13 protein-coding genes are annotated in these 19,697 nt (G+C 55.9%); 7 read left to right on the top strand and 6 right to left on the bottom strand.

Features of this window, described 5'->3' with window-relative positions; all coding sequences use genetic code 11:
• Window positions 1–85: 85 nt before the first annotated feature.
• Both PSTEL_RS25950 and PSTEL_RS01675 read left to right on the top strand, forming a co-directional pair.
• On the top strand, window positions 86–2,026 hold the full coding sequence (locus PSTEL_RS25950) for an SWIM zinc finger family protein (protein WP_052098118.1): 1,941 nt from the start codon (window positions 86–88) through the stop codon (window positions 2,024–2,026).
• On the top strand, window positions 2,023–5,088 hold the full coding sequence (locus PSTEL_RS01675; RefSeq protein WP_038693075.1) for a DEAD/DEAH box helicase: 3,066 nt from the start codon (window positions 2,023–2,025) through the stop codon (window positions 5,086–5,088). The genes PSTEL_RS25950 and PSTEL_RS01675 overlap by 4 nt, the downstream gene beginning before the upstream one ends.
• 90 nt (window positions 5,089–5,178) lie before the next feature.
• On the opposite strand, the gene PSTEL_RS01670 is transcribed toward PSTEL_RS01675, so the two are convergent.
• Complete coding sequence (locus PSTEL_RS01670; RefSeq protein ID WP_052098117.1) at window positions 5,179–5,478, bottom strand: GNAT family N-acetyltransferase; 300 nt, start codon at window positions 5,476–5,478, stop codon at window positions 5,179–5,181.
• A gap of 598 nt (window positions 5,479–6,076) precedes the next feature.
• Here PSTEL_RS01670 and PSTEL_RS01665 point away from each other — a divergent pair.
• The gene (locus PSTEL_RS01665) at window positions 6,077–10,192 is read left to right on the top strand and encodes a S8 family serine peptidase (RefSeq protein WP_038693074.1); all 4,116 of its coding nucleotides are present in this window, start codon (window positions 6,077–6,079) and stop codon (window positions 10,190–10,192) included.
• 233 nt (window positions 10,193–10,425) lie between these two features.
• Here the strand turns inward: PSTEL_RS01665 and PSTEL_RS01660 are convergent, their stop codons facing one another.
• From PSTEL_RS01660 to PSTEL_RS01640, 5 genes are all read right to left on the bottom strand, one after another.
• Window positions 10,426–11,655, bottom strand: a complete 1,230-nt coding sequence (locus tag PSTEL_RS01660; RefSeq protein ID WP_038693072.1) for a Zn-dependent hydrolase — start codon at window positions 11,653–11,655, stop codon at window positions 10,426–10,428.
• 226 nt (window positions 11,656–11,881) lie between these two features.
• Window positions 11,882–13,153 (bottom strand): PucR family transcriptional regulator, encoded by a 1,272-nt coding sequence (locus PSTEL_RS01655; protein ID WP_038693071.1) that lies wholly within the window; start codon window positions 13,151–13,153, stop codon window positions 11,882–11,884.
• A 335-nt stretch (window positions 13,154–13,488) separates the two neighbouring features.
• Window positions 13,489–14,622 (bottom strand): alanine dehydrogenase, encoded by a 1,134-nt coding sequence (ald, locus tag PSTEL_RS01650; protein ID WP_038693070.1) that lies wholly within the window; start codon window positions 14,620–14,622, stop codon window positions 13,489–13,491.
• A 112-nt stretch (window positions 14,623–14,734) separates the two neighbouring features.
• Complete coding sequence (locus PSTEL_RS01645; RefSeq protein ID WP_038693069.1) at window positions 14,735–15,829, bottom strand: threonine aldolase family protein; 1,095 nt, start codon at window positions 15,827–15,829, stop codon at window positions 14,735–14,737.
• Window positions 15,826–16,164: a DsrE family protein gene (locus tag PSTEL_RS01640; RefSeq protein ID WP_038693067.1), complete on the bottom strand. Its 339-nt coding sequence runs from the start codon at window positions 16,162–16,164 to the stop codon at window positions 15,826–15,828. The genes PSTEL_RS01645 and PSTEL_RS01640 overlap by 4 nt, the downstream gene beginning before the upstream one ends.
• Window positions 16,165–16,348: 184 nt before the next feature.
• Here PSTEL_RS01640 and udk point away from each other — a divergent pair, with 184 nt between their 5' ends.
• From udk to PSTEL_RS01620, 4 genes are all read left to right on the top strand, one after another.
• Window positions 16,349–16,984, top strand: coding sequence for a uridine kinase (gene udk / locus PSTEL_RS01635; protein WP_038693065.1), 636 nt, complete (start codon window positions 16,349–16,351; stop codon window positions 16,982–16,984).
• 267 nt (window positions 16,985–17,251) lie between these two features.
• Window positions 17,252–17,878 carry a TetR/AcrR family transcriptional regulator gene (locus tag PSTEL_RS01630; RefSeq protein WP_169744522.1) on the top strand — a complete coding sequence of 209 codons (627 nt, stop codon included), beginning with the start codon at window positions 17,252–17,254 and terminating at the stop codon, window positions 17,876–17,878.
• 76 nt (window positions 17,879–17,954) lie between these two features.
• The gene (locus PSTEL_RS01625; protein ID WP_038693062.1) at window positions 17,955–18,884 is read left to right on the top strand and encodes an ABC transporter ATP-binding protein; all 930 of its coding nucleotides are present in this window, start codon (window positions 17,955–17,957) and stop codon (window positions 18,882–18,884) included.
• Window positions 18,881–19,591, top strand: a complete 711-nt coding sequence (locus PSTEL_RS01620) for an ABC transporter permease (RefSeq protein ID WP_038693061.1) — start codon at window positions 18,881–18,883, stop codon at window positions 19,589–19,591. Before PSTEL_RS01625 ends, PSTEL_RS01620 begins: the two co-directional genes overlap by 4 nt.
• Window positions 19,592–19,697 lie beyond the last annotated feature (106 nt).

The following is a 19,697-nucleotide window of genomic DNA, read 5'->3' as shown; positions in this document are numbered from 1 at the left end:
TAAGCCGCTCCCGGCAGAGGGGAAAACATGTTCGGGAAAATGGTATAATAGGAAGATCCCAAGATAAACGAGGAGAACACCTTCCATGCAATCGACACCTGTACTTGACGATGCCGGATGGAGCCGGCTGATTCAGGACGCAGCCTATTATTTCGACGATTTGACCCTGAAACGGGGATTTCAATATTACAAGCAGGGACGGGTATCCTCCCTGCAGTCGCCTTCCGCCGGTCTGCTTACAGCTTTCGTGGACGGCAGCGAGCGGTACAGCGTCGAAATGGTGCTCGGCGCCTTCTCCATCAGCAGCTGCAGCTGTCCGGTCCTTGGACCCTGCAAGCATATGGCGGCCGTGCTGATGGAGTATGCCGGATCGCAAGGCCGGCCCGTGCCGCTGCTGGCAAATGCCCAGTCTTCCGCCCAAACGCGGATGGCGGGCATCGGCCGAAGCGAGGCGGGCGGCCCTGCGGGTTCCGGACCGGCAACCCGGATGGAGCCGGTTCCGCCCGGGACAGGCCGCATTGGCGCGGACGAAGCCGGGGGATACGCCGGGCGGCGGCTGCTTGCGGATAGCCAGGATGCCCCGGAGTACTTATCCGGTAGGGGCGTGAAGCCGCATCTTCATCTACCTGTGCCCCCGGGGGGCGGCTCCTATGCGGAGCGGACACCGGGCGCGGGAGGAGCCTCCGCTATGTCCGGTGCTTCCGGTGTGTCTGGCAGCTCCGGTATGTCCGGTATGTCCGGTGCTTCCGGTGTGCCCGGCAGCTCCGATTCGGGCCGCATCCATGTACGGGGCGCCGCCGCCTCGCTTGTGGAGCGGGGACGCCTCATTCCGTCCATGAATATTGCCCAGTGGCATGAACTGTTCGGGCAGTGCCTGTCCAGGCTTGCGGGCGAGACCCGAAATCCCCGCTATGTCGATGAGGCGCTTGCCGCGATCTTCCGCATCAAGCCGGACCTTGCACCCGAGCTGGAGAAGCTCTTCGCCCTGCATGCGCGCCTGCATGTGCTGGGGACGCTGACGGTCCGCTCCGGAAGCGGCCCCGGCTCTTTCATGCCCTCGCTCGGCTACTATACTCATCTAGCAGTCTCGGAGCTGCAGGACGCCATGGAGGGCATTCTGCAGGAGGAGCTGCAGCTCGTCCAAGAGCCGGCGCTTCACAACCGGATTCTGGATACGCTCGGGCTTCTTCGCCACGAAATGCTGTCCGCAGGCAGGGAACAGGCCTTCTATTTCCGGCTGTACGTCCTGCTGTGGCGAAAATGGATTTTGCCTTCCGTGGAGAGGGCCCCCCTCATCCAGGATGAGCTGCGCCGCCTGGAACGGGAACAGGACCGGCTGGCAGGGGCGTACGCTACGGCGGCGCTGACTGCACGCGGCTGGCTGCACCTTCTGCTGGGGGAAGACGGCGAAGCTCTCGATCTGCTGAGAGAAGCGGCAGAACGCACGGGCTTTCACCCTCAGGCGCTTGGCTCCTTCTGGGAGTTCATGGCGGAAGCCGGGGAGTGGGAGCGGCTTGTGCGGTGGCTTAAGGAGGCCAGCGCCTTGCTGACCGGCTATCACCCGCAAATTCTGGAGGAATATGCCACTCTCTGGGAAGAGGCTGCCGCGCGGCGGCCCGAGGCGGAGCCCTTCATGTGGGAATCGCTGACCGCCATGCTTCCCCTCAGCAGGGACATTTACGAGAAGCTTCTGCTTAGCCGGGGACGCTTGCGGCAGTGGATGGATTATCAGCTCAGCACCGGCAAGGACCCGCTGGACTTCCGGGTGCGCGATCTCCAGCCTCTGGAGAAGGAGGCGCCCGAGCTGCTGCTGCCCTTCTATCATCAGGCCGTGGAGCGGTACGTTGCAGAGAAGAACCGGGCTGGCTACAAGACGGCGGTGAAGCTGCTGAAACGGCTGCAGAAGCTGTACAAAAAACGCAAGGACGAGGAGCGCTTCGGCGACTTCCTCGGCGCCTTCTCGCAGCGCCATAGCAGGCTGCGCGCGCTGCAAGAGGAACTGCGGAAAGGAAAGCTGATTCCATGAACGGACAACTGCTTCACCTTACGGTCCGCGCCGGACTCAGCGAACATGGAGACGCTCTGCTGTACGGGCTGGCGGATAACGGCTCCGCGCTGCCAGGCATGCGGCTGAAGCATCTGCTCTTCGCCTGGCATGAAGATTCCTGCTTCGGCACAGAGCTTGCGGTACACAAGGCAGGGGAAATCGAGCTTGTGGTTCTGCCCGCCGAGATGGTTCTCCCCTTCTTCGCTTCTCCCGACCTGCTTGACCATGTTGGCTGGAGCTGGGAGGAGGAGACGGCGGCGCTTGCGGCATTGGCCCCGCCGCTGCTCCGCTGCCTGGAGAACAGGCAGTATGCCCCCAGTCTGGCCGCTCACCTTCAGGGCCGGCTCCAGTGGACCTGGGAGGACCGGGTTCTGAAGGAGGCCGCTGAAGCCCCCGGAGCCCGCGCTGCGGCGGGAGATTTGGCGTCTGCACTGGAGCGGCTCCGCGAGGACGCAGACTTCGCTGCGGGAGTCCGGGCGGCCTTCTCCGCAGCGGTGAACAAGCTGCGGTACGGCACGGAAGCGCTCGCCGCCGATCTCCGCCGGGAATATCCGATGCTGTTCGAGCGCGCCCCCCGCACCGCGGCGGGACTCGACGCGGACAGCTGGCTTGTCTCCATCGGCTGGAAGGCCGATGTGCTGCCGTTCCGGCCTGCGCTCCAGCTGCTGGAGCCCTTCAAGGCCGGGCCCTGGCGGATTCGGCTCGTCCTTCAGGACAAAGCCGACCCCGCTTCGCTCGTCCACGTCCGGCTGGCCGAGGACGGAACCGCCCGCGGCGACTGGCCTCCGGCCTGGTCGCCGCATGTGGAGAGCCGCTCGGCCGGCTGGCTGGAGCGGCTGCGCGCTTGCCTGCCGCCGGTACGCTTCGCGGCCGGCGGCGATGTATTGGCCCGCCCGCTGGACGGGGCGGGCGCCTGGAGCTTCCTGACGGCGGAGAGCCGCCGTCTGCTGGAGGCCGGCTGGATCGTGCTCCTGCCGGCCTGGTGGGAGGCCGCGAGCCGTCGGAAGCCGCGGCTTCGGGCCAAGCTCCGCCCCGAGACCGAGAACCGGGGCGGCCGCTCGCACATGGGGCTGAACGCCATCATCGAATTCGATTGGCGCGTCTCGATCGGCGACGTTGACCTCTCGGAAGAGGAATTCGCCGCGCTCGTTGCCAGGGGCGAGCGCCTCGTGCGCTTCCAGGATCGCTGGATTCCGCTCGATCCCGCTCTGCTGGCCCAAATCCGCAGAGCGATGGACGGCATCGACAAATCGGAAGGCATGACCTTCCAGGATGTTCTGCAGCTTCATCTGCTGAATGAAGAGGAAGCAGGGGAAGACAATTCCACTGGCAGCGAGACGATGGCTCGTGAGATGGACAACCGGCTTCAGCTTGAAGTCGAGCTGAACGAGCAGTTCGTGAAGCTGATGGGCCAGCTCGGCGGCCATGAGAGCCGGCCGCAGCCGGAGCCGCCGGCGGGTCTTCAGGCCCAGCTTCGCTCCTATCAGCTTGAAGGCTACGGGTGGCTCGTCTTTCTGCGCCGCCACGGCCTCGGCGCCTGCCTGGCCGATGATATGGGCCTTGGCAAAACCGTGCAGCTGATCTCCTATCTGCTTCACGTCAAGGAAGGGCATGGCGGAAGGCCGGATGCTCCCCGGCCTTCGCTTATTGTCTGCCCGACCTCGGTGCTCGGCAACTGGCAGAAGGAGCTGGAGCGCTTCGCTCCCTCTCTGCGGGTCATGCTGCATTACGGCGGGAATCGGCTGAACGGCGAAGCCTTCTTCGCCGCAGCTGCGGAGCATGACGTCGTGCTCACTTCCTACGCCACCGCGTCGCTGGACCAGGAGCTGCTGTCCGGCCTCACCTGGTCGGCGCTTTGTCTCGACGAAGCCCAGAATATCAAGAATGCGCAGACCAAGCAGTCGATGGCGGTCCGCAGCTTTCCGGCTCTGCATCGGGTCGCGCTGACAGGCACACCGATCGAGAACCGGCTGGCCGAGCTATGGTCCATCTACGATTTCATCATGCCGGGCTTTCTCGGCTCGCTGCACGCCTTCCAGGGACGTTTCATCCAGCCCATCGAGAAGGAAGGCGATGCAAGACGAACAGCCGAACTCCGGCGGCTCGTTCAGCCCTTTATGCTGCGCCGCAAAAAGAAGGACCCCGCCATCCAGCTCGATCTGCCGGACAAGAATGAAATGAAGAGCTATATTCATCTGACCGGCGAGCAGGCGGCTTTGTACGACCAGACCGTGAATGAGCTGATGAGCAAGATGAACAAGCTGGAAGGAATGGCCCGCAAGGGCGCCATCCTCTCCTCTCTGACCCGGCTGAAGCAGCTATGCGACCACCCTGCTCTTATTACGAGAGAGGGCGATTCTTCCGAAGACACAGCGGAGGACGGCGGACAAGAGCCCGGCAGCAGCGCACAGCTCAACGCGAAGCTTATTGAGCGTTCCGCCAAACTTGAGCGACTGGTCGCCATGGTCAAAGAGCTGCGGGAGGAAGGCGAACGCTGTCTCATCTTCACCCAATATATCGGAATGGGGGAGATGCTGCGCCGCGTGCTTCAGGACGAGCTTGGCGAGCCGGTGCTGTACCTGAACGGCAGCACCTCCAAAACTGCACGGGACCGTATGGTCGAAGCCTTTCAGTCGGGACGGGAATCTCCCCTGCCTCCCGGCTCATCAGACAGCATAGATTCCGGCTCTGGCTTGGCGGACAGACCTTCCGGCGTGTTTATCCTGTCGCTGAAGGCAGGCGGCGTCGGTCTGAACCTGACGGCCGCCAATCATGTCTTCCACTTCGACCGCTGGTGGAACCCCGCCGTGGAGAATCAGGCGACTGACCGCGCCTACCGCATGGGCCAGATCCGGGATGTGCAGGTTCATAAGTTCATTGCCCTCGGCACGCTGGAGGAGCGGATCGACGACATGCTGGAGAGCAAGCAGCAGCTCAGCGACAGCATTATGGCAAGCTCCTCCGAGAACTGGATTACCGAGCTGTCCACGGAAGCGCTGAAAGAGCTGTTCTCGCTGCGGCGCGGATTGTCGGGAAGCTGAGTGTATTCGGAACCACAGAAGCCATGCTCCATTTAAGGCGGAGCATGGCTTTTTCCAACTGTATCAGCGGTCTTCACCGGATCTCACAGGCTAGTGTTTCCACACATCTTCATATTCGGGATTTCGTCTGAACTGAACGCCGACATAAGAGCATTGGGGAATGATCTTGGCTCCCTCCGCCCGCGCCTCCTCTGCCAGACGCTTAAGCAGACGCTGGGCTATATTGCCTCCCCGGTAGTGCGGCGCCACATAAGTATGATCCGCCACCCAGGTATGCTCGTCCTTGGGAATGTACGTGATTTCGCCGATTGGCCCTTCCTCCGTGCGGATGACAAAGGCATTCCGTTCCTTGTAAATGACACCGATCTCTTCGGTCTCCCTGTTGTCCATGTGTCTCCCTCCTTCCGGAACCGTTCAGGTCCGTACTGTTACTTTACCCATCCTGCACACTTTTTTTCACGTTGAATTGGATTAAGTGCAGCCGAGCATTCCGTCTATATTGCGGCTATTTACGAAAACCTGCAGCTTAGGAATTTCCTTTTACCTAAATCGGCATAAAAATTTATCCGGATATTAACGCTGCAGCTTTTCCCGAGAACGCATATTCCTATTTAGATTCCAAAATATGTTCGTAGATTCCATTTATTCTTTGAATATGGCAGACAACCTAACCTATCTCTCTTTGAATCAGATCTTTCCCTCAATCTCTCTATGACCCTGCGCATAAATATTGCTAGATCTTTCAGCATTAAACCTTTAAATTCCATCATTTCTTTCCATCTATATTACATAGTGAGTTATATTTTTCACAAATCTCGAATTTTCTTCTGGATTTTACAATTAACCGATGGTAAAATCTTCTTAATCTTTTTTCCTACTATCCAAGGTGGAGATAGAAATAGAATTAATAGGAAGGAGAATTCTACATAATTCATTCACCCGGGCTGGTAGGCTCATCTATTCACACAAACATTCGGGAGGGATTTTTTTGGAGTGGGGCAAACTTACACGTAAGCTGTCCGTGGCAGCTCTGGCTTTGGGAGTAACAGCCGGAACTATACCGGGCGCGGCCTTCGCGGCCGAAGGCTTGCAATCGCAGTCAGTTAAGAACAGCATCTCAGTAATTCAAGCAGCACAAGTTTATGTTTCTCCAAAGATTGATACTTCTTCTTCCAAAAAAGTACGGGTTATCGTCCAACTGAGCGGACAACCGGCTGCCGTTGGTCAATACGCTGCAAAGGAAGGATTCTCTTCTCTCGCCAAAGCATCAACTGAGTCTGCGGTAGTAAGCCAGCAATCCGACGTCCTAAGCAAAGCCAAAAACGAAGGTCTGAACCTTAAAGTCAACTATCAATACGATACGGTGTTGAATGGCTTTGAGGTTACAATTCCTGCTAATGAAGTCCCAGAGCTTGCCGAAATCTCGGGCGTCAAATCCATCTATGAGAACAGCACCTGGTACACGATTCCCGATGAGGCAGTGGACGAAAGTACCACTCCGCAAAACGATAGCGCTCCTCTGGATCAGATCCATGCAACCTGGGCATGGGCGAATAGCTATACGGGCGCTGGCCTGAAGGTTGGCGTTATTGATACGGGCGTCGATTATAAGCATCCTGACATCGCCCCGGCGTATAAAGGCGGATGGGACTCTTTCTACAATGACAACGACCCCTACGAAGAGGCTCCGATTTCCGTTGAGGACGATGTTTACGGTACAGGTTACGAAGGCACTTATCACGGCACTCATGTCGCCGGTACCATCATTGGCCAGTTCGAGAACAGAACTGGCGATATCGCCCAGAAAGGCGTAGCTCCCGACGCCGAGCTCTATGCCTATAAAGTACTGGGACGCAATCTTGACGATCCCAGCACTTCCTCCGGTTCTTCCGCACAGGTTATCGACGGTATTGAACGTGCGGTGAAGGACGGCATGGACGTCATCAACCTCTCGCTTGGTTCCGATGCAGAGAAGGATGTCAACTCTCCCGACTCCATCGCCATCAACAATGCTGTTCTGTCCGGAGTCGTGGCTGTTATCGCCAACGGCAACGCAGGACCGGGGTATTTCACTCTTGGCTCCCCGGCGGTATCCCAGCTGGCGATCTCCGTAGGCGCGGTAACAAGCCCGACCAAGACTTTCTCCAATCATCTCAAAGTGGAGATCGAAGACGCCTCGGTCAGCACCGCCACCTATGCAACTTACAATGATGTTAACGCAATGGCATGGAAAATCGCGAAAGAAGATTTTGCATCCATTATCGGACCTGATCCGGTTCCGGTCGTCTACGCCGATCTGGGTGCGGATGAAGATTATAAGACTGCTGATGTCGACGGAGCAATCGTCCTCGTCTCCCGCGGCGAGCTGGCTTTTGTCGATAAAATCGCCAATGCCAAGGCACACGGTGCCAGAGCTGTTGTCGTATTTAACGGCAACACAGACGGGAACCATAACGCCGATTTGCGGGACAGCATCGCTAACCGCGATGGCTACATCAATTCCACTATCGGAGACGGATTTGATTACATCCCGACATTCGACATGAAAGGTAAAGATGGACGCGCATTGGCCAGAGCGATTCTAGCCAATGAGAACAAACCCGTGTACTTCACTTTCGATTCCAACTACAATCCGGGCTTCTCCGAAGGCGATGTCCCTGCCAGCTTTACTTCCTGGGGCCCTAACGTCGACGGCTCGCTCAGCATCAAACCGGATATTGTGGCTCCAGGCGTAGGCATTCTGTCGACATGGCCGGCATACGGCAAATACGACGAAAACGCCTCCTACGCTGAAGCTTACAACCGGATCAGCGGCACCAGTATGGCGACTCCTCACGTCGCAGGTCTTGCTCTGCTGATTAAACAAGCGCATCCGAACTGGTCTCCGTTCGACATTCGCGCAGCCCTGGCCAACACGGCAGATGTGATCGGCGATGAAGGTGATAATTTCTACGACGTGTATATCCAAGGTCCAGGACGGGCCAACGTTGAGAATGCCATCAAGACGAGCACCCTGTTGCAATCGGTAGAGCCAATCAGCATTCTGGACAAGAACTTCCAGCCCCAGAGCATCATTAACTACAATGATTCCGCCAGCTTCGGTCTGATGTCGGCAGGCGCATCTGCAGTCAAGAATTTGCAGTTGAAGAATACGGGCGGCTCTAGCCTAACCTACTCGGCAACAATTGACTGGCATGGCGCTCAGCCTTCCGGTATTACTGCAGAGCTTGGTCAAAGCGAAATCACTGCTGCGGCAGGTACAGCAACACCATTTACCCTTACATTGGGTGTCGGTGCCAACGCTGAAGAAGGTGCAACCTATGAAGGACAAGTAACGCTCAAATCTGCCGGACAACCAGACCTGCACCTGCCATTTGTCGTGAACATCGGCACCGAACAGCCTGATTGGGGAGCCGGTGTTCAAGAACTGGCTCTGGGTAAGAAAATCCTGGGCACCAATGATTCGACGCCACTCTCCTTCAAGCTCACAGCCGAAGATGTAAACTATTATGAAGTTGACGTTATCGGTCTTAATGACAAGACTCTGGGCTACTATACGGCGCAAACAACCGGAGAACCTAAAACCAGCTTCCAGCCTGGACAATATTCAACAGTCGTAGGTACCACCTATCATCCGTATGACAGCAAAGGTTATCCAATTCTGAATGCGGACGGTTCACCGGCAGTAGCCACACTGACTGACGGCACTTATAAAATCGCCGTTATCGCGGCCCCAGTCGAAGACAATACCACAGTACCCGTAAGAATTGATCCGTATAAGGATGACTATTACAGCGGTTATACTGCCCTGCTCGTTTCCGGTGATTATATCTCCGGCGGCGGCAGCACTGGCGGCGGTTCCTCAACTGGCGGAACCGATACAACTACTGTAACAACCAGCCCGGCAGGAACAGCGGTTGTTGATCAAGGAGCCAAGCAGGTAACGGTTAATCCGACGATCACGACTCAGAACGGCGTAACCAACCTGACAGTTGCCGACACTACGCTGACAACCGCTTTGGCTGGCGCAACATCTGCTCAGAATGCTATCCTCATCTCGGTTCCATCGGTAACAGGCCCGGCTGTACTGAGCCTGACAGCGGACCAGGTGGCGAAGCTCGCAGCGCTGACTTCCGACACGAAGATCATCGTGAGCACGAAGGATTCGGCTGTATCCTTGCCGGTATCTCTGCTGAAGAATAGCCCGGCAGGCGCATCCCTGAGCCTCAGTGTGACTCCGGCTGCAGGGTCATCTGCCAAGTTCACAGCGGCTTCGGCAGGCTCGACGGTTATCGGCACGCCGGTATCCTTTGAAGCAAGCTGGACTACGGCAACTGGCAGCACCTATCTGACTGTACCGAACAACACATTCATCAAGAGATCCTTCACCGTTCCTGGTGACATTAAAGCCAATACGGCCGGCGTTCTCTTCGAAGAGAATGGCAAGATCACTCCGGTAGGTTCCGTATTCAAGGCTCAGGCCGACGGAACAACCCTGGTTACGGTAAGCCGTCCGGGCTTCTCGACTTATGCCGCTGTTAGCCGCCCGGCAGCGTTCACGGATATCGCGAACTCTCCGGCCGCTTCCGACATTCAAGCTCTGGCGAACAAGCTGATCTTCCAAGGCACTTCGGCTACAACATTCTCGCCGAAGAGCAACCTGACCCGCGCCGAATTCACAGCTATTCTGGTTCGCGCACTTGGTCTTCGCACTGACGCCACGGCTTCCTTCACTGACGTCAGCGCCACTAGCTGGTACGCAGGCGATGTAGCCGCTGCTTCCAAGGCTGGATTGATTCTCGGTGTAGGAGGCGGCAAGTTCGCACCTACCGCGAGCGTATCCCGTCAAGAAATGGCTGCGATTCTGGATCGCGCCGTGAAGCTGGCCGGAATCAAACTGACTCCGTCCAATCCGTCCTTCACGCCTTACAGCGACAGCGCCCAAGTTGCTAGCTATGCTAAGGACAGCATTCAAACGCTGACTGCCGCAGGCATCCTGAGCAGCGATTCGGGTTCGGCCTTCAATCCGAAGGCTCCGGCAACCCGCGAGACCATCGCTGTAGCCCTGCATCAGCTGCTGGTCAAAGCTAATCTGTCTGAGTAATTCCCGCTAATCTCTAGAAAAACCCGGCAAGGAGAAATCCTTGCCGGGTTTTTGGCGTTCATACCAGGGCAGCCTCCTGTTTCGCTATATCATCTCCCCATACATGAAAAAGCGGCCGCTTCCGGGATTCTTATCCCATACGGAAGCGGCCGCTTTTTTAACCTGCCTGTCGTTTCTATTGTATTCGAGGAAGCGAGTCTTTCATTACGTTTCGTTCACGCTGTTCAGGCTGCTCAGGCTTCAGCCAGCAGAGTCAGCACGGTATCCAGCATGACGTTAACGCCTTTTTCACAATCTTCGTACGGTGTAAATTCCTCTTCGCAGTGGCTCTTCCCCCGTACGCTGGGCACGAAGATCATTGCCGACGGCAGGTAGCTGGCGACGAACTGGGCGTCATGTCCGGCGCCGCTGGCCATTTTCCTGGAGGAATAACCGAGCGTCTCAGCCGCCTTCTCAACAGCTCCGCACACCCGTTCATCGAACCAGACTGTATCCCGGCCCCACAGCTTCTTCTTACTCACCTCGCAGCCGCCAAGGGATTCAGGAAGTCCGTTAATGATCCTCACCACTTCCTCGATCACCGATTCATCCTTGTGACGCGCCTCGACTGTGAACACGACCTTGTTCGGAATGACCGTATGCACATTGGGATAGACATTGACCCGGCCCATTGTGAACACCAGCTCGGAGTCCAGACCGCCCAGCTTGCTCCGCAGCTCCGCCACCAAGTCGGTTGCGGTGAAGAAAGCATCATTCCGCATATCCATCGGCGTCGTACCGGCATGATTCGATTCCCCGGTCACTTCGATCTCGTAGCAGACCATGCCAACAACGCAGTCGACCAGCCCGATCGACAGGCCTTCTTTTTCAAGGACAGGCCCTTGTTCGATGTGCAGCTCCAGATAAGCCGAAGCTTCCTTGATGCGGTTGCTCTCGTCGCCTTGATAGCCGCTGGCTTCCAGCGCTTCGCCGAAGGCTACGCCTTCCCGGTCCTTGCTCTTCAGCATGGCATCCTTATCGAACTTGCCCGACAGCACGCCGGAAGCCATCATGGACGGCTCGAACCGGGCGCCTTCTTCATTCGTAAAGTTCATGACGGTGACCGGAATCTTCGGCTTGATGCCGTGATCCACGAGCGTCCGAACCACCTCAAGACCCGTGATAACACCGAGCACACCGTCGAAACGGCCGCCTTTGACCACCGTATCCAGATGGGAGCCCATCACAATCGGAGGCTTATCCTCGGTACCCTCAAGCGTTGCGTACATACAACCCATATCATCCACCTTGACGGTCATGCCCAGACTCTCGCAGCAGGAGCGGAAGTAGTCCCGCACCTTGATATCCTCTTCGCTGAAGCACAGCCGGGTTACCCCGTTCGCGGGCGTGCGTCCGAAATCGGCAAAGGCCTCTATAGTTTCCTTGAGACGGGCTCCGTTAACGAAAATGTTTTGCGTCTGCATTCGATCTCCTCCGTCCAGTCTTAGTCATACCTCAACTCTATGTTACGGCCCGTATCCTCTCATTTCATTGTACAGAATGTAATAAGATTGACCCGGAGGGAGTATTTTTATGTGACATTCATGTATAGATTTTCTTCCACCAGTAGCTTGAATCCGCCACACATGACACATACCCTACATGTAAAAGAGGCAGGTTGCCCATCGAGGCGCGTTATTGCGCATATTTTTACAGCGAAGCCCCATTCTGCGCGAACCACTGATTCAACTGACGGGTCTCTTCCGTTAAAATATCAAGGTAAATCGAGAAGCGGTAATGGGTATCCTTCAGCTCGCGGCCCGTAATCTCCGCAATCCGGTTCAGCCGGTACATCAAGGTATTCGTATGGATATGCAAAAAAGACGCGGACTCCTTCAGATTCCCGTTAAACGTCAGGTAGACGGCAATTGTCTTGACGAAGTCCGTCTTGTGCAGACGGTCATGCTCCTTGAGCGGATAGAGCAGCGGACTGCGGCGTCCCCGGCTTCGCTTCTGTTCTATGATAGCGGGAAGATGGGCCCAGAACCCTATACCTTCATACAGCAGAAGCTCCCGCGCCTGAAAAGGCAGCAGCCGCTTAATCTCAACGATGGACGCCGCCTCCGTATAGGCAACAGCCGCCGACAAATACTCTCCGTAGTACAGGCTGCAGCCGCCGGAGATGCGGCAGTCCTCGCTTTTGCCAAGCTGACCGGCGATACTCTTCATATAAGAAGAAAGGCCTTCCGACTCTTCCACATGCGGCTGCAGGGTGAACAGCAGGATCACCCGGTTATGCTCGGTGGTAAGAAAGACCGGCGTTACGCCCGGGATACCGCCCGCCGCCTGCCGGAACTTCATCAGGAACGACTCATCTACAATTCTGTCCGTCTCTGGCTCGAATACACCGATATAGAACCCGCGCGGAAGATCAATGCCGTCCTCGGCGGCGTCCCTGCGAATATCCTGTTCTGTGCCATAATGCGAAGTCAGAAGCTTCCAGAAGAAATCCTCGCGCGCCTGGTTCTGCTTGCTCTTCCAGCCCCGCTGCTTCAGCAGATAGCGCGCAGCGGTCGATGCCGCCCGCTCCACGATCCCCTCGGCATAGCCTTCGGCCAGATTGCCGGCATCCACTACCCAGATATAACCCAGCACTTCCTTCTGATGCTTGATGCACATGGCCAGTCGTGGGCCGAGCCCGATCTCCATCACGCCGGGAATCCGGATGGGATGGGGGGTATTTTCAAGCTGACGCATAATTCCCTTCTTGCGCAATCCAATGATGACCGAATCTGGCACCCGTTTGCCGATAATCGTTGAAATCCGCGCCGGATCGCTCTCGAACTGATGGGAGCTGTAGCCGACCACATGGTGATTGTCGTCCTCAATGGTCACCTGGGACCGCAGCGATTCGCTGATCGCATCCGCCAGTGACTCCATATTGTCAAAAAAACGGTCAAAGGATACGCCCGCTTCTGTCATAATCCCCCTCCAGCCTTCAGAGAATGCCAAACCTTATAAGTACGTAATAGGTTTTTCTATTATAGTACGGCGAGCCCCGGCCTGACTATAACCGGAAGGGCTGTCGTGGCAGAAAATCTGCCATCATTATATAGCGACGGGCCGTGATGGCCGTTAATGCGACCGACCGGTGACCAGGCTCCGGATATGAACGCCCCTTTTCCCGGAAAAAAAGAACAGCGCCGCATAGCGGCCGCCGTTCTTCATGGGTTCCTTCTCTTCATTGGAATCGTCCGATCATCTCTGGACTCTCTCTGTATATTAGGGTTCTCTTTATGGGGTTCTCTCTATATGTGTTAAATCAAGGTGAACTCTTGGGACATCGCCTGAGCGACCGTAAAGCATTCTTCGCCGAGCGCTTCAGCTACGGCCTTACAGGTGATCTTGCCGTTCGCAATGTTAACGCCGTTCAGCAGGCCTTCACTCTCCTGTACGGCTTTCAGCGCGCCCTTGCCCGCGATTTGCAGCGCGTAAGGAACGGTTACATTCGTCAGAGCGATAGTCGAGGTCTTGGCTACAGCGCCCGGCATGTTGGCTACGGAGTAGTGCAGTACGCCATGCTTCTCGAAGACCGGATTGTCATGTGTAGTAACATGGTCGATCGTCTCGACGATACCGCCCTGGTCGATCGCCACGTCGACGATAACGGAGCCCGGCTTCATCGTCTTGACCATTTCTTCCGTCACCAGCTTCGGTGCTTTGGCTCCCGGAATCAGTACAGCGCCTACGAGCACATCGGCTTCGGCAACCGCTTTGGCGATGTTGTACGGGTTCGAGATCAGCGTGTTGATCTGCGCTCCGAAAATATCGTCAAGCTGGCGAAGTCTGTCAGCGCTGAGGTCAACAATCGTTACTTCCGCTCCAAGACCGATCGCCATCTTCGCCGCATTCGTTCCGACCACGCCGCCGCCGATGATGCTGACCTTGCCTCTGCTTACACCAGGAACGCCGGCAAGCAGGATGCCCTGTCCACCGTAGTTCTTCTGCAGGAATTGGGCTCCGAGCTGTACGGACATGCGTCCAGCCACTTCGCTCATCGGAGTCAGCAGCGGCAGAGTGCGGCCTTCAGTAACCGTCTCGTAGCCGATTGCGAACACGCCTTTCTCTTTCAGTGCAGTCGCCAGAGCGGGCTCCGGAGCCAGATGCAGGTAAGTGAACAGAACGAGACCGGCACGGAAGTAGCCGTATTCGCTCTCAAGCGGCTCCTTCACCTTCATCACCATCTCGGCGCTGCTCCATACATCGGCGGCGCCTGCAATCAGTTCCGCTCCCGCAGCTGCGTATTCCGCATCCGTAAATCCGCTGCCAAGGCCCGCGCCCTGCTCGACCAATACCTTGTGACCTTCCTTGACAAAGCTGACGACTCCTGCCGGCGTAATGGCTACACGATTCTCGTTATTCTTGATTTCCTTAGGTACTCCGATGATCATTCTACACATCTCCTGTCTTTGTGGATGTCTCTTATGTGAAGAATGATAACATACCCTGCGGCTTTTCCTTTTGGTGAAATCTCAAAACTTTATCTGCCATGATTGTGTTTTATCACAATGCGGCGGTTAGCCGGTCGTTCAGAAGCGAGAATGACGAAGCCAATTTGTCCTTCGGAATCCCTTCGTAACGGTCACCGATACTGACCTCGAAATAACAGGAATTCTCGCCGTTTTCCCGCAAATAATGCGTAATACCAAGGCCTGTCTCTTCATACAGCCCGATCAAGAGAGGCTCCACCGCCTGCTTGGACAGGCCAAAATGCACATGGAACATGTTGGACACCGGAGTCTCTGGAAGCGTGGTCACACCCTTGCATTTGTGAAATAAACCCGCGAGCTCCCGAGCCCCCTCGTAGTACCTTTTCATGTTAGGTAATCTCTCTTCAAAGTAATAATCGGCCGAGAGAATATACGGATACAAGCTGATGAGGTCGCCGCCATGTCTTCTTTTCCAAATCTTCGATTCCTCCGTCAGCCCGGCGTCTCCTGCCAGAATCGCTCCGGCAATTCCGCCAATCCCCTTGTAGAAGGAAATATAGACGCTGTCGAACAGGGCGCACACCTCAGCTGCGGTCTTCCGGTAATAGGGCAGCACCTCGAACAGTCTTGCTCCGTCGAGATGCAGAGCGATTCCGCGCCCGCGGCAGTAAGCAGAAATCGCTTCAAGCTCGCTGTAATCCGGAAGCTGGCCCCCGATTTCCCGCTGGGGCAGCTCCAGGAGCAGGCAGGATATCGACTCGTCCAGCGCCCGGACATCATCCAGGGTAATCAGCCGGTCTTGGCCGCCAAGCAACACCGGCTCAATGCCGTGCAGCTCGTGAAGCCCCCGCTGCTCGTGAATTTCCAGATGGCACAGCGGGTGATAGGCAACTTTCTTGACGCCTTGGCGGTCACACCAGATCCGCAGCGCAATCTGCTGCGCCATAGTGCCGCTGGGGAAGAACACGGCCGCTTCCTTGCCGAGAACACCGGCCATTTTATTCTGAAAATCTTCAATCAGCTTCCCCGAGCCGTATACGTCGCTGTCCAATCCGCCATCCCAGGCTTCCAGCGCGTTCTTCAGCATCTGCACATTCCGTCTTCCATGACCGCCCAGGGCATATTCCGCCCGATTGAACGCTTCCAGAAGCGGATTCGGGCTTGTCATGACAAGGTCACCACTTCATACTTCGCCGACAGCTCGATAAAATGCCCCATGCTGGACACTTCACCCGCATAGAGCTGATCGCCCACGCCATAATAGTTGACGCAAGTGGAGCAGGCCAGCACGGGAACGCCCCGTTCCTGAATTTCCTTCAGATGCAGAGAAGCCATCGATTTGCCTGTCAGCGCCAGCACGCCCCGGTTCACGCAAAAAATCGCGGCCGGCAGCGTTTCCTGCTGCTTCAGCAGGGTGAAATAGGTCTCAAGCAGCTGTTCGCCGAGCCGGCTGCCTCCCGTTCCCATTGTATCGGTTGTCAAAAAGATTACTTTTTCGTTCACAGAGAATCATCCTTCCGTCAGTTATGGCATTGAAGCGCTTATCCGCGCACATGCCGATGTTACTAGTATATAACATGCTTTATGGCTGCGGGACGGTAAAGCTCATAGATGAAAATTCGGGGCCGCTGTGCTACAATACTGGAATTGGCTAAGGGAAAGTCTTAGGGAGGTTTATTAATACGCCATGCTTATTATTGGGATCGCCGGCGGAACAGGGTCCGGCAAAACAACGGTCGCAAGGTCGGTAATCGAACGGCTAGGGGCCGGTGAAGAAGTCACGTTCATCTCACAGGATAATTACTATAAGGATCATTCGCATCTCAGTATGGCCGAACGCGGAGCAATCAATTACGATCACCCCTTCGCATTCGACAATGAGCTTCTGATCGAGCATTTGAAGCAGCTCAAATCGGGACAGGCCGCCCATGCGCCGGTCTATGATTTCACGGTCCACGCCCGCTCCACCACCGAAACAACCCTGCTCCGGCCTAATCATATCATCATTATCGAGGGGCTGCATGTGCTGTCCGACGAGAATCTGCGGCAGCATCTCGACATCAAGGTGTTCGTCGACACCGATCCCGATGTCCGCATTCTCCGCAGAGTGCTGCGGGATATCGAGGAGCGCGGCCGCACAATCCAGTCGATCCACCAGCAGTATTTGACGACAGTCAAGCCGATGCATGAAGCGTTCATCGAGCCCTCCAAGAAATACGCCGATCTCATTATTCCGGAAGGCGGACATAATGAAGTCGGCATCCAGCTTCTCGCCGTTCTGACAGAGAAATACTTGACCGGCGAGAAGTGGACAGGCGCCTAAGCAGCAGCACGGGCAGCACGCCTCCAATGAACGGCATCTGCGAATATCGCCTGCTGCATACAAGCCCCGCCGCGTTCCTCCACAATTGGGTAGTGCCACAATTGGGAGCTGGAAGCAGCGGGGCTTGTTTTGGGATCAGCAGAAATCAGGGTTACCGGCGCCCCCGTTCTCCGGCTTGCTCACCCCACGGAGATGTGATTTGACTTGGGCCTCAGGAAGCACTATTATTTACTCAACGATCGTTTAGTGAAAGTGAGGATGCTTGCTGTGTCTGAACCAAGAAGCAAAAGAATGACCAACCGGGATATGCAAGCTGCAGAGCGAAAGCAGCAAATCCTTGAAATCGCCAAGCGTTTGTTCGCGGAGAAAGGCTACCACGCGACCTCCATGCGTGAATTAAATAAAGAAATCGGCATGGCGGAAGCTTTGACCTATCATTATTTCCCCGGAGGAAAGCTCGAAATACTGAAATCCGTTCTCCAAAGCGCCCAGGAAGAGAGAATTTCCAGCTTCGTAGCGTTGTTCGGCGAGGCGTTTGATGATGGCGGGCCGCTTGATCGGATCCTTCTGGACCTGATCGATGGGATTGCCGGACGGCTGATGAAGGACCAGCAGTATTTCCAGATTCTGATCCGGGAACGCAGCTTGCTGGATCATGAGCAAAAAGAGGCTCTGGAGTCGCTCACCAGACAGCCGTTCCGTACCATGTCCGCCTGCTTAATGGAGCTTGCCTCCCGGGAGCAGCTGCGCCCTATGGATTTTGAAATGGCCGCCTCCCAATTTTTGTCCCATGTCGTGGTCCTTATCGTTCAAGAAATGATCAACGGACGGGTCATGCCGCATGCGGAAATGAAGCGAATTGCTGATTTTTATGTCCAATTGTGGTCCAAGTAATTTTTTTAAGAATTTAACTCAACGATCGTTCGGTAAGTTAAATCTTTGAATTCAACAAGAAAGGGAGAGCTGCAGCATGAAGGAAATGATCCGGACGGAGCGCCTGACCAAACGCTATGGAAACAGAACCGTCGTTGACGAAGTATCATTATCGGTTAGCCAAGGGGAAATCTACGGATTCCTGGGACTGAACGGCGCGGGTAAAACAACGACAATCCGCTCCCTGCTCGGAATGATCAAGCCCACATCCGGTGAGGTGTATCTGCTCGGGCAGCGGCTTGCCGAAGGGGGAAAGCAGCTCTGGAACCGGGTTGGCTATATGGTAGAGGCTCCTGCCGCGTACCCCGATTTTACAGTGAGGGAGAACCTGCGGCTGTTCGCAAGAATGCGTCGAATCCCGGAGCGCAGAGCCGTCGAATCCGTTATGGAGAAGCTTCGCCTGAGTCCCATGGCGGATATCAAAGCCAAAAATCTATCCTTGGGCAACATGCAAAAGCTGGGGTTGGCCAAGGCTCTCATGCATGATCCGGATATCCTGATTCTGGATGAGCCGACCAATGCGCTTGATCCGGCGGGTATTGTCGAAATCCGGGAATTGCTTATCCACCTCGCCGCTCAGCAAGGGATTACGGTCTTCATTTCCAGCCACATTCTGGAGGAAATTGCGAAGATGGCTTCAAGGATCGGCATTATTCATCAAGGCGCACTCCTTCAGGAATTGACGACGAAGGAATTCGAGGACATTCGCCAAAAACGGCTGTATATCGGGGTATGTGATCAAACAGCCTCCGCCCTTTCCACGCTCAAGGAGAACGGTTATCGCGCACAAATCGGTGAGGGCGGATGGCTGGAGGTATATGACGAGCTAGCTGTACGCCATCCGGAAGCTGTATCGAAGCTGCTGGCCGACTCGGGCCATCCGGTATCCATGCTCAAAGTGGAGGAAGAAGAGCTGGAGTCCTATTTTCTAAAAACAATCGGTGCGAAAGGAGCATGGGAGGCATGATGTCCTGGCTTGCGGCAATCCGCGTGGAAAACACCAAATTATATCGTTCCTATGTCTTCATTGGCATTCTGGCATTCTTTCTGTTCGTGACTGTTATTCGCGCAGGTGAGAGTGATTGGACGGTCTATCTGCAAAATGTTGTCTTTATGTTCAGCAGCGTGTTCGGGATCATCGGCTTTGGCGCGGTCGTGAGCTGGACGTTCGGACGCGAATACAGTGATCGGACCTTCAAGGATTTGCTGGCCCTTCCCGTCTCGCGCGGGACGATTGTGATGGCCAAGTCGGCAGTTGCCGCTTCCTGCTGCTTCATTCTTGCCCTGATTACTTTCGGTTTCGCTATAATGACCGGATTCATCGCGGGCATGCAAGGCTTCTCGACGGTCGAGGTGAAGCATTATTTGATCCAGCTATTAATTGCAGTCTGTCTTCATGTGGTGCTGTGCGGTCCTGTCGCCTTCATCGCAAGCGCATCACGCGGTTATCTGATGCCGATCGGGTTCGCTTTCACCACTCTTATGGTCGCTTTGATTGCAGGCTCGACGCCACTGGGAGCTTATCTGCCCTGGTCTATACCGGCACTTCAGCTAGCCGGAAGCAGCATCTCGGCGTTCCCGCTAAATGCGGTGAGTTACATGATTCCCGTTATAGCCGGTACGGCTGGCCTGGCAGCGACCTGGGCCTGGTGGCGCTCGGCAGATCACAAGTAGCACAGCGGAGAGCACAACGGCATGAAAGCAAGAGGTTACGGAGCCATCGGCTAAATGTTACTGCTAAAAAAAGAACCGTCGGGTATTCCCGAACGGTTCTTGAGTA

It is taken from the genome of Paenibacillus stellifer (genome assembly GCF_000758685.1).
GTDB classification, from domain to species: domain Bacteria; phylum Bacillota; class Bacilli; order Paenibacillales; family Paenibacillaceae; genus Paenibacillus_AQ; species Paenibacillus_AQ stellifer.
This window is presented reverse-complemented; position numbering and strand designations above follow the sequence as displayed.

Bases quoted from the DNA above. Each gene is read 5' to 3' on its own strand.
- PSTEL_RS25950 (WP_052098118.1), top strand. From the start codon at position 86: ATGCAATCGACACCTGTACTTGACGATGCCGGATGGAGCCGGCTGATT.
- PSTEL_RS01675 (WP_038693075.1), top strand. From the start codon at position 2,023: ATGAACGGACAACTGCTTCACCTTACGGTCCGCGCCGGACTCAGCGAA.
- PSTEL_RS01670 (WP_052098117.1), bottom strand. From the start codon at position 5,478: ATGGACAACAGGGAGACCGAAGAGATCGGTGTCATTTACAAGGAACGG.
- PSTEL_RS01660 (WP_038693072.1), bottom strand. From the start codon at position 11,655: ATGCAGACGCAAAACATTTTCGTTAACGGAGCCCGTCTCAAGGAAACT.
- PSTEL_RS01655 (WP_038693071.1), bottom strand. From the start codon at position 13,153: ATGACAGAAGCGGGCGTATCCTTTGACCGTTTTTTTGACAATATGGAG.
- ald (WP_038693070.1), bottom strand. From the start codon at position 14,622: ATGATCATCGGAGTACCTAAGGAAATCAAGAATAACGAGAATCGTGTA.
- PSTEL_RS01645 (WP_038693069.1), bottom strand. From the start codon at position 15,829: ATGACAAGCCCGAATCCGCTTCTGGAAGCGTTCAATCGGGCGGAATAT.
- udk (WP_038693065.1), top strand. From the start codon at position 16,349: ATGCTTATTATTGGGATCGCCGGCGGAACAGGGTCCGGCAAAACAACG.
- PSTEL_RS01625 (WP_038693062.1), top strand. From the start codon at position 17,955: ATGAAGGAAATGATCCGGACGGAGCGCCTGACCAAACGCTATGGAAAC.
- PSTEL_RS01620 (WP_038693061.1), top strand. From the start codon at position 18,881: ATGATGTCCTGGCTTGCGGCAATCCGCGTGGAAAACACCAAATTATAT.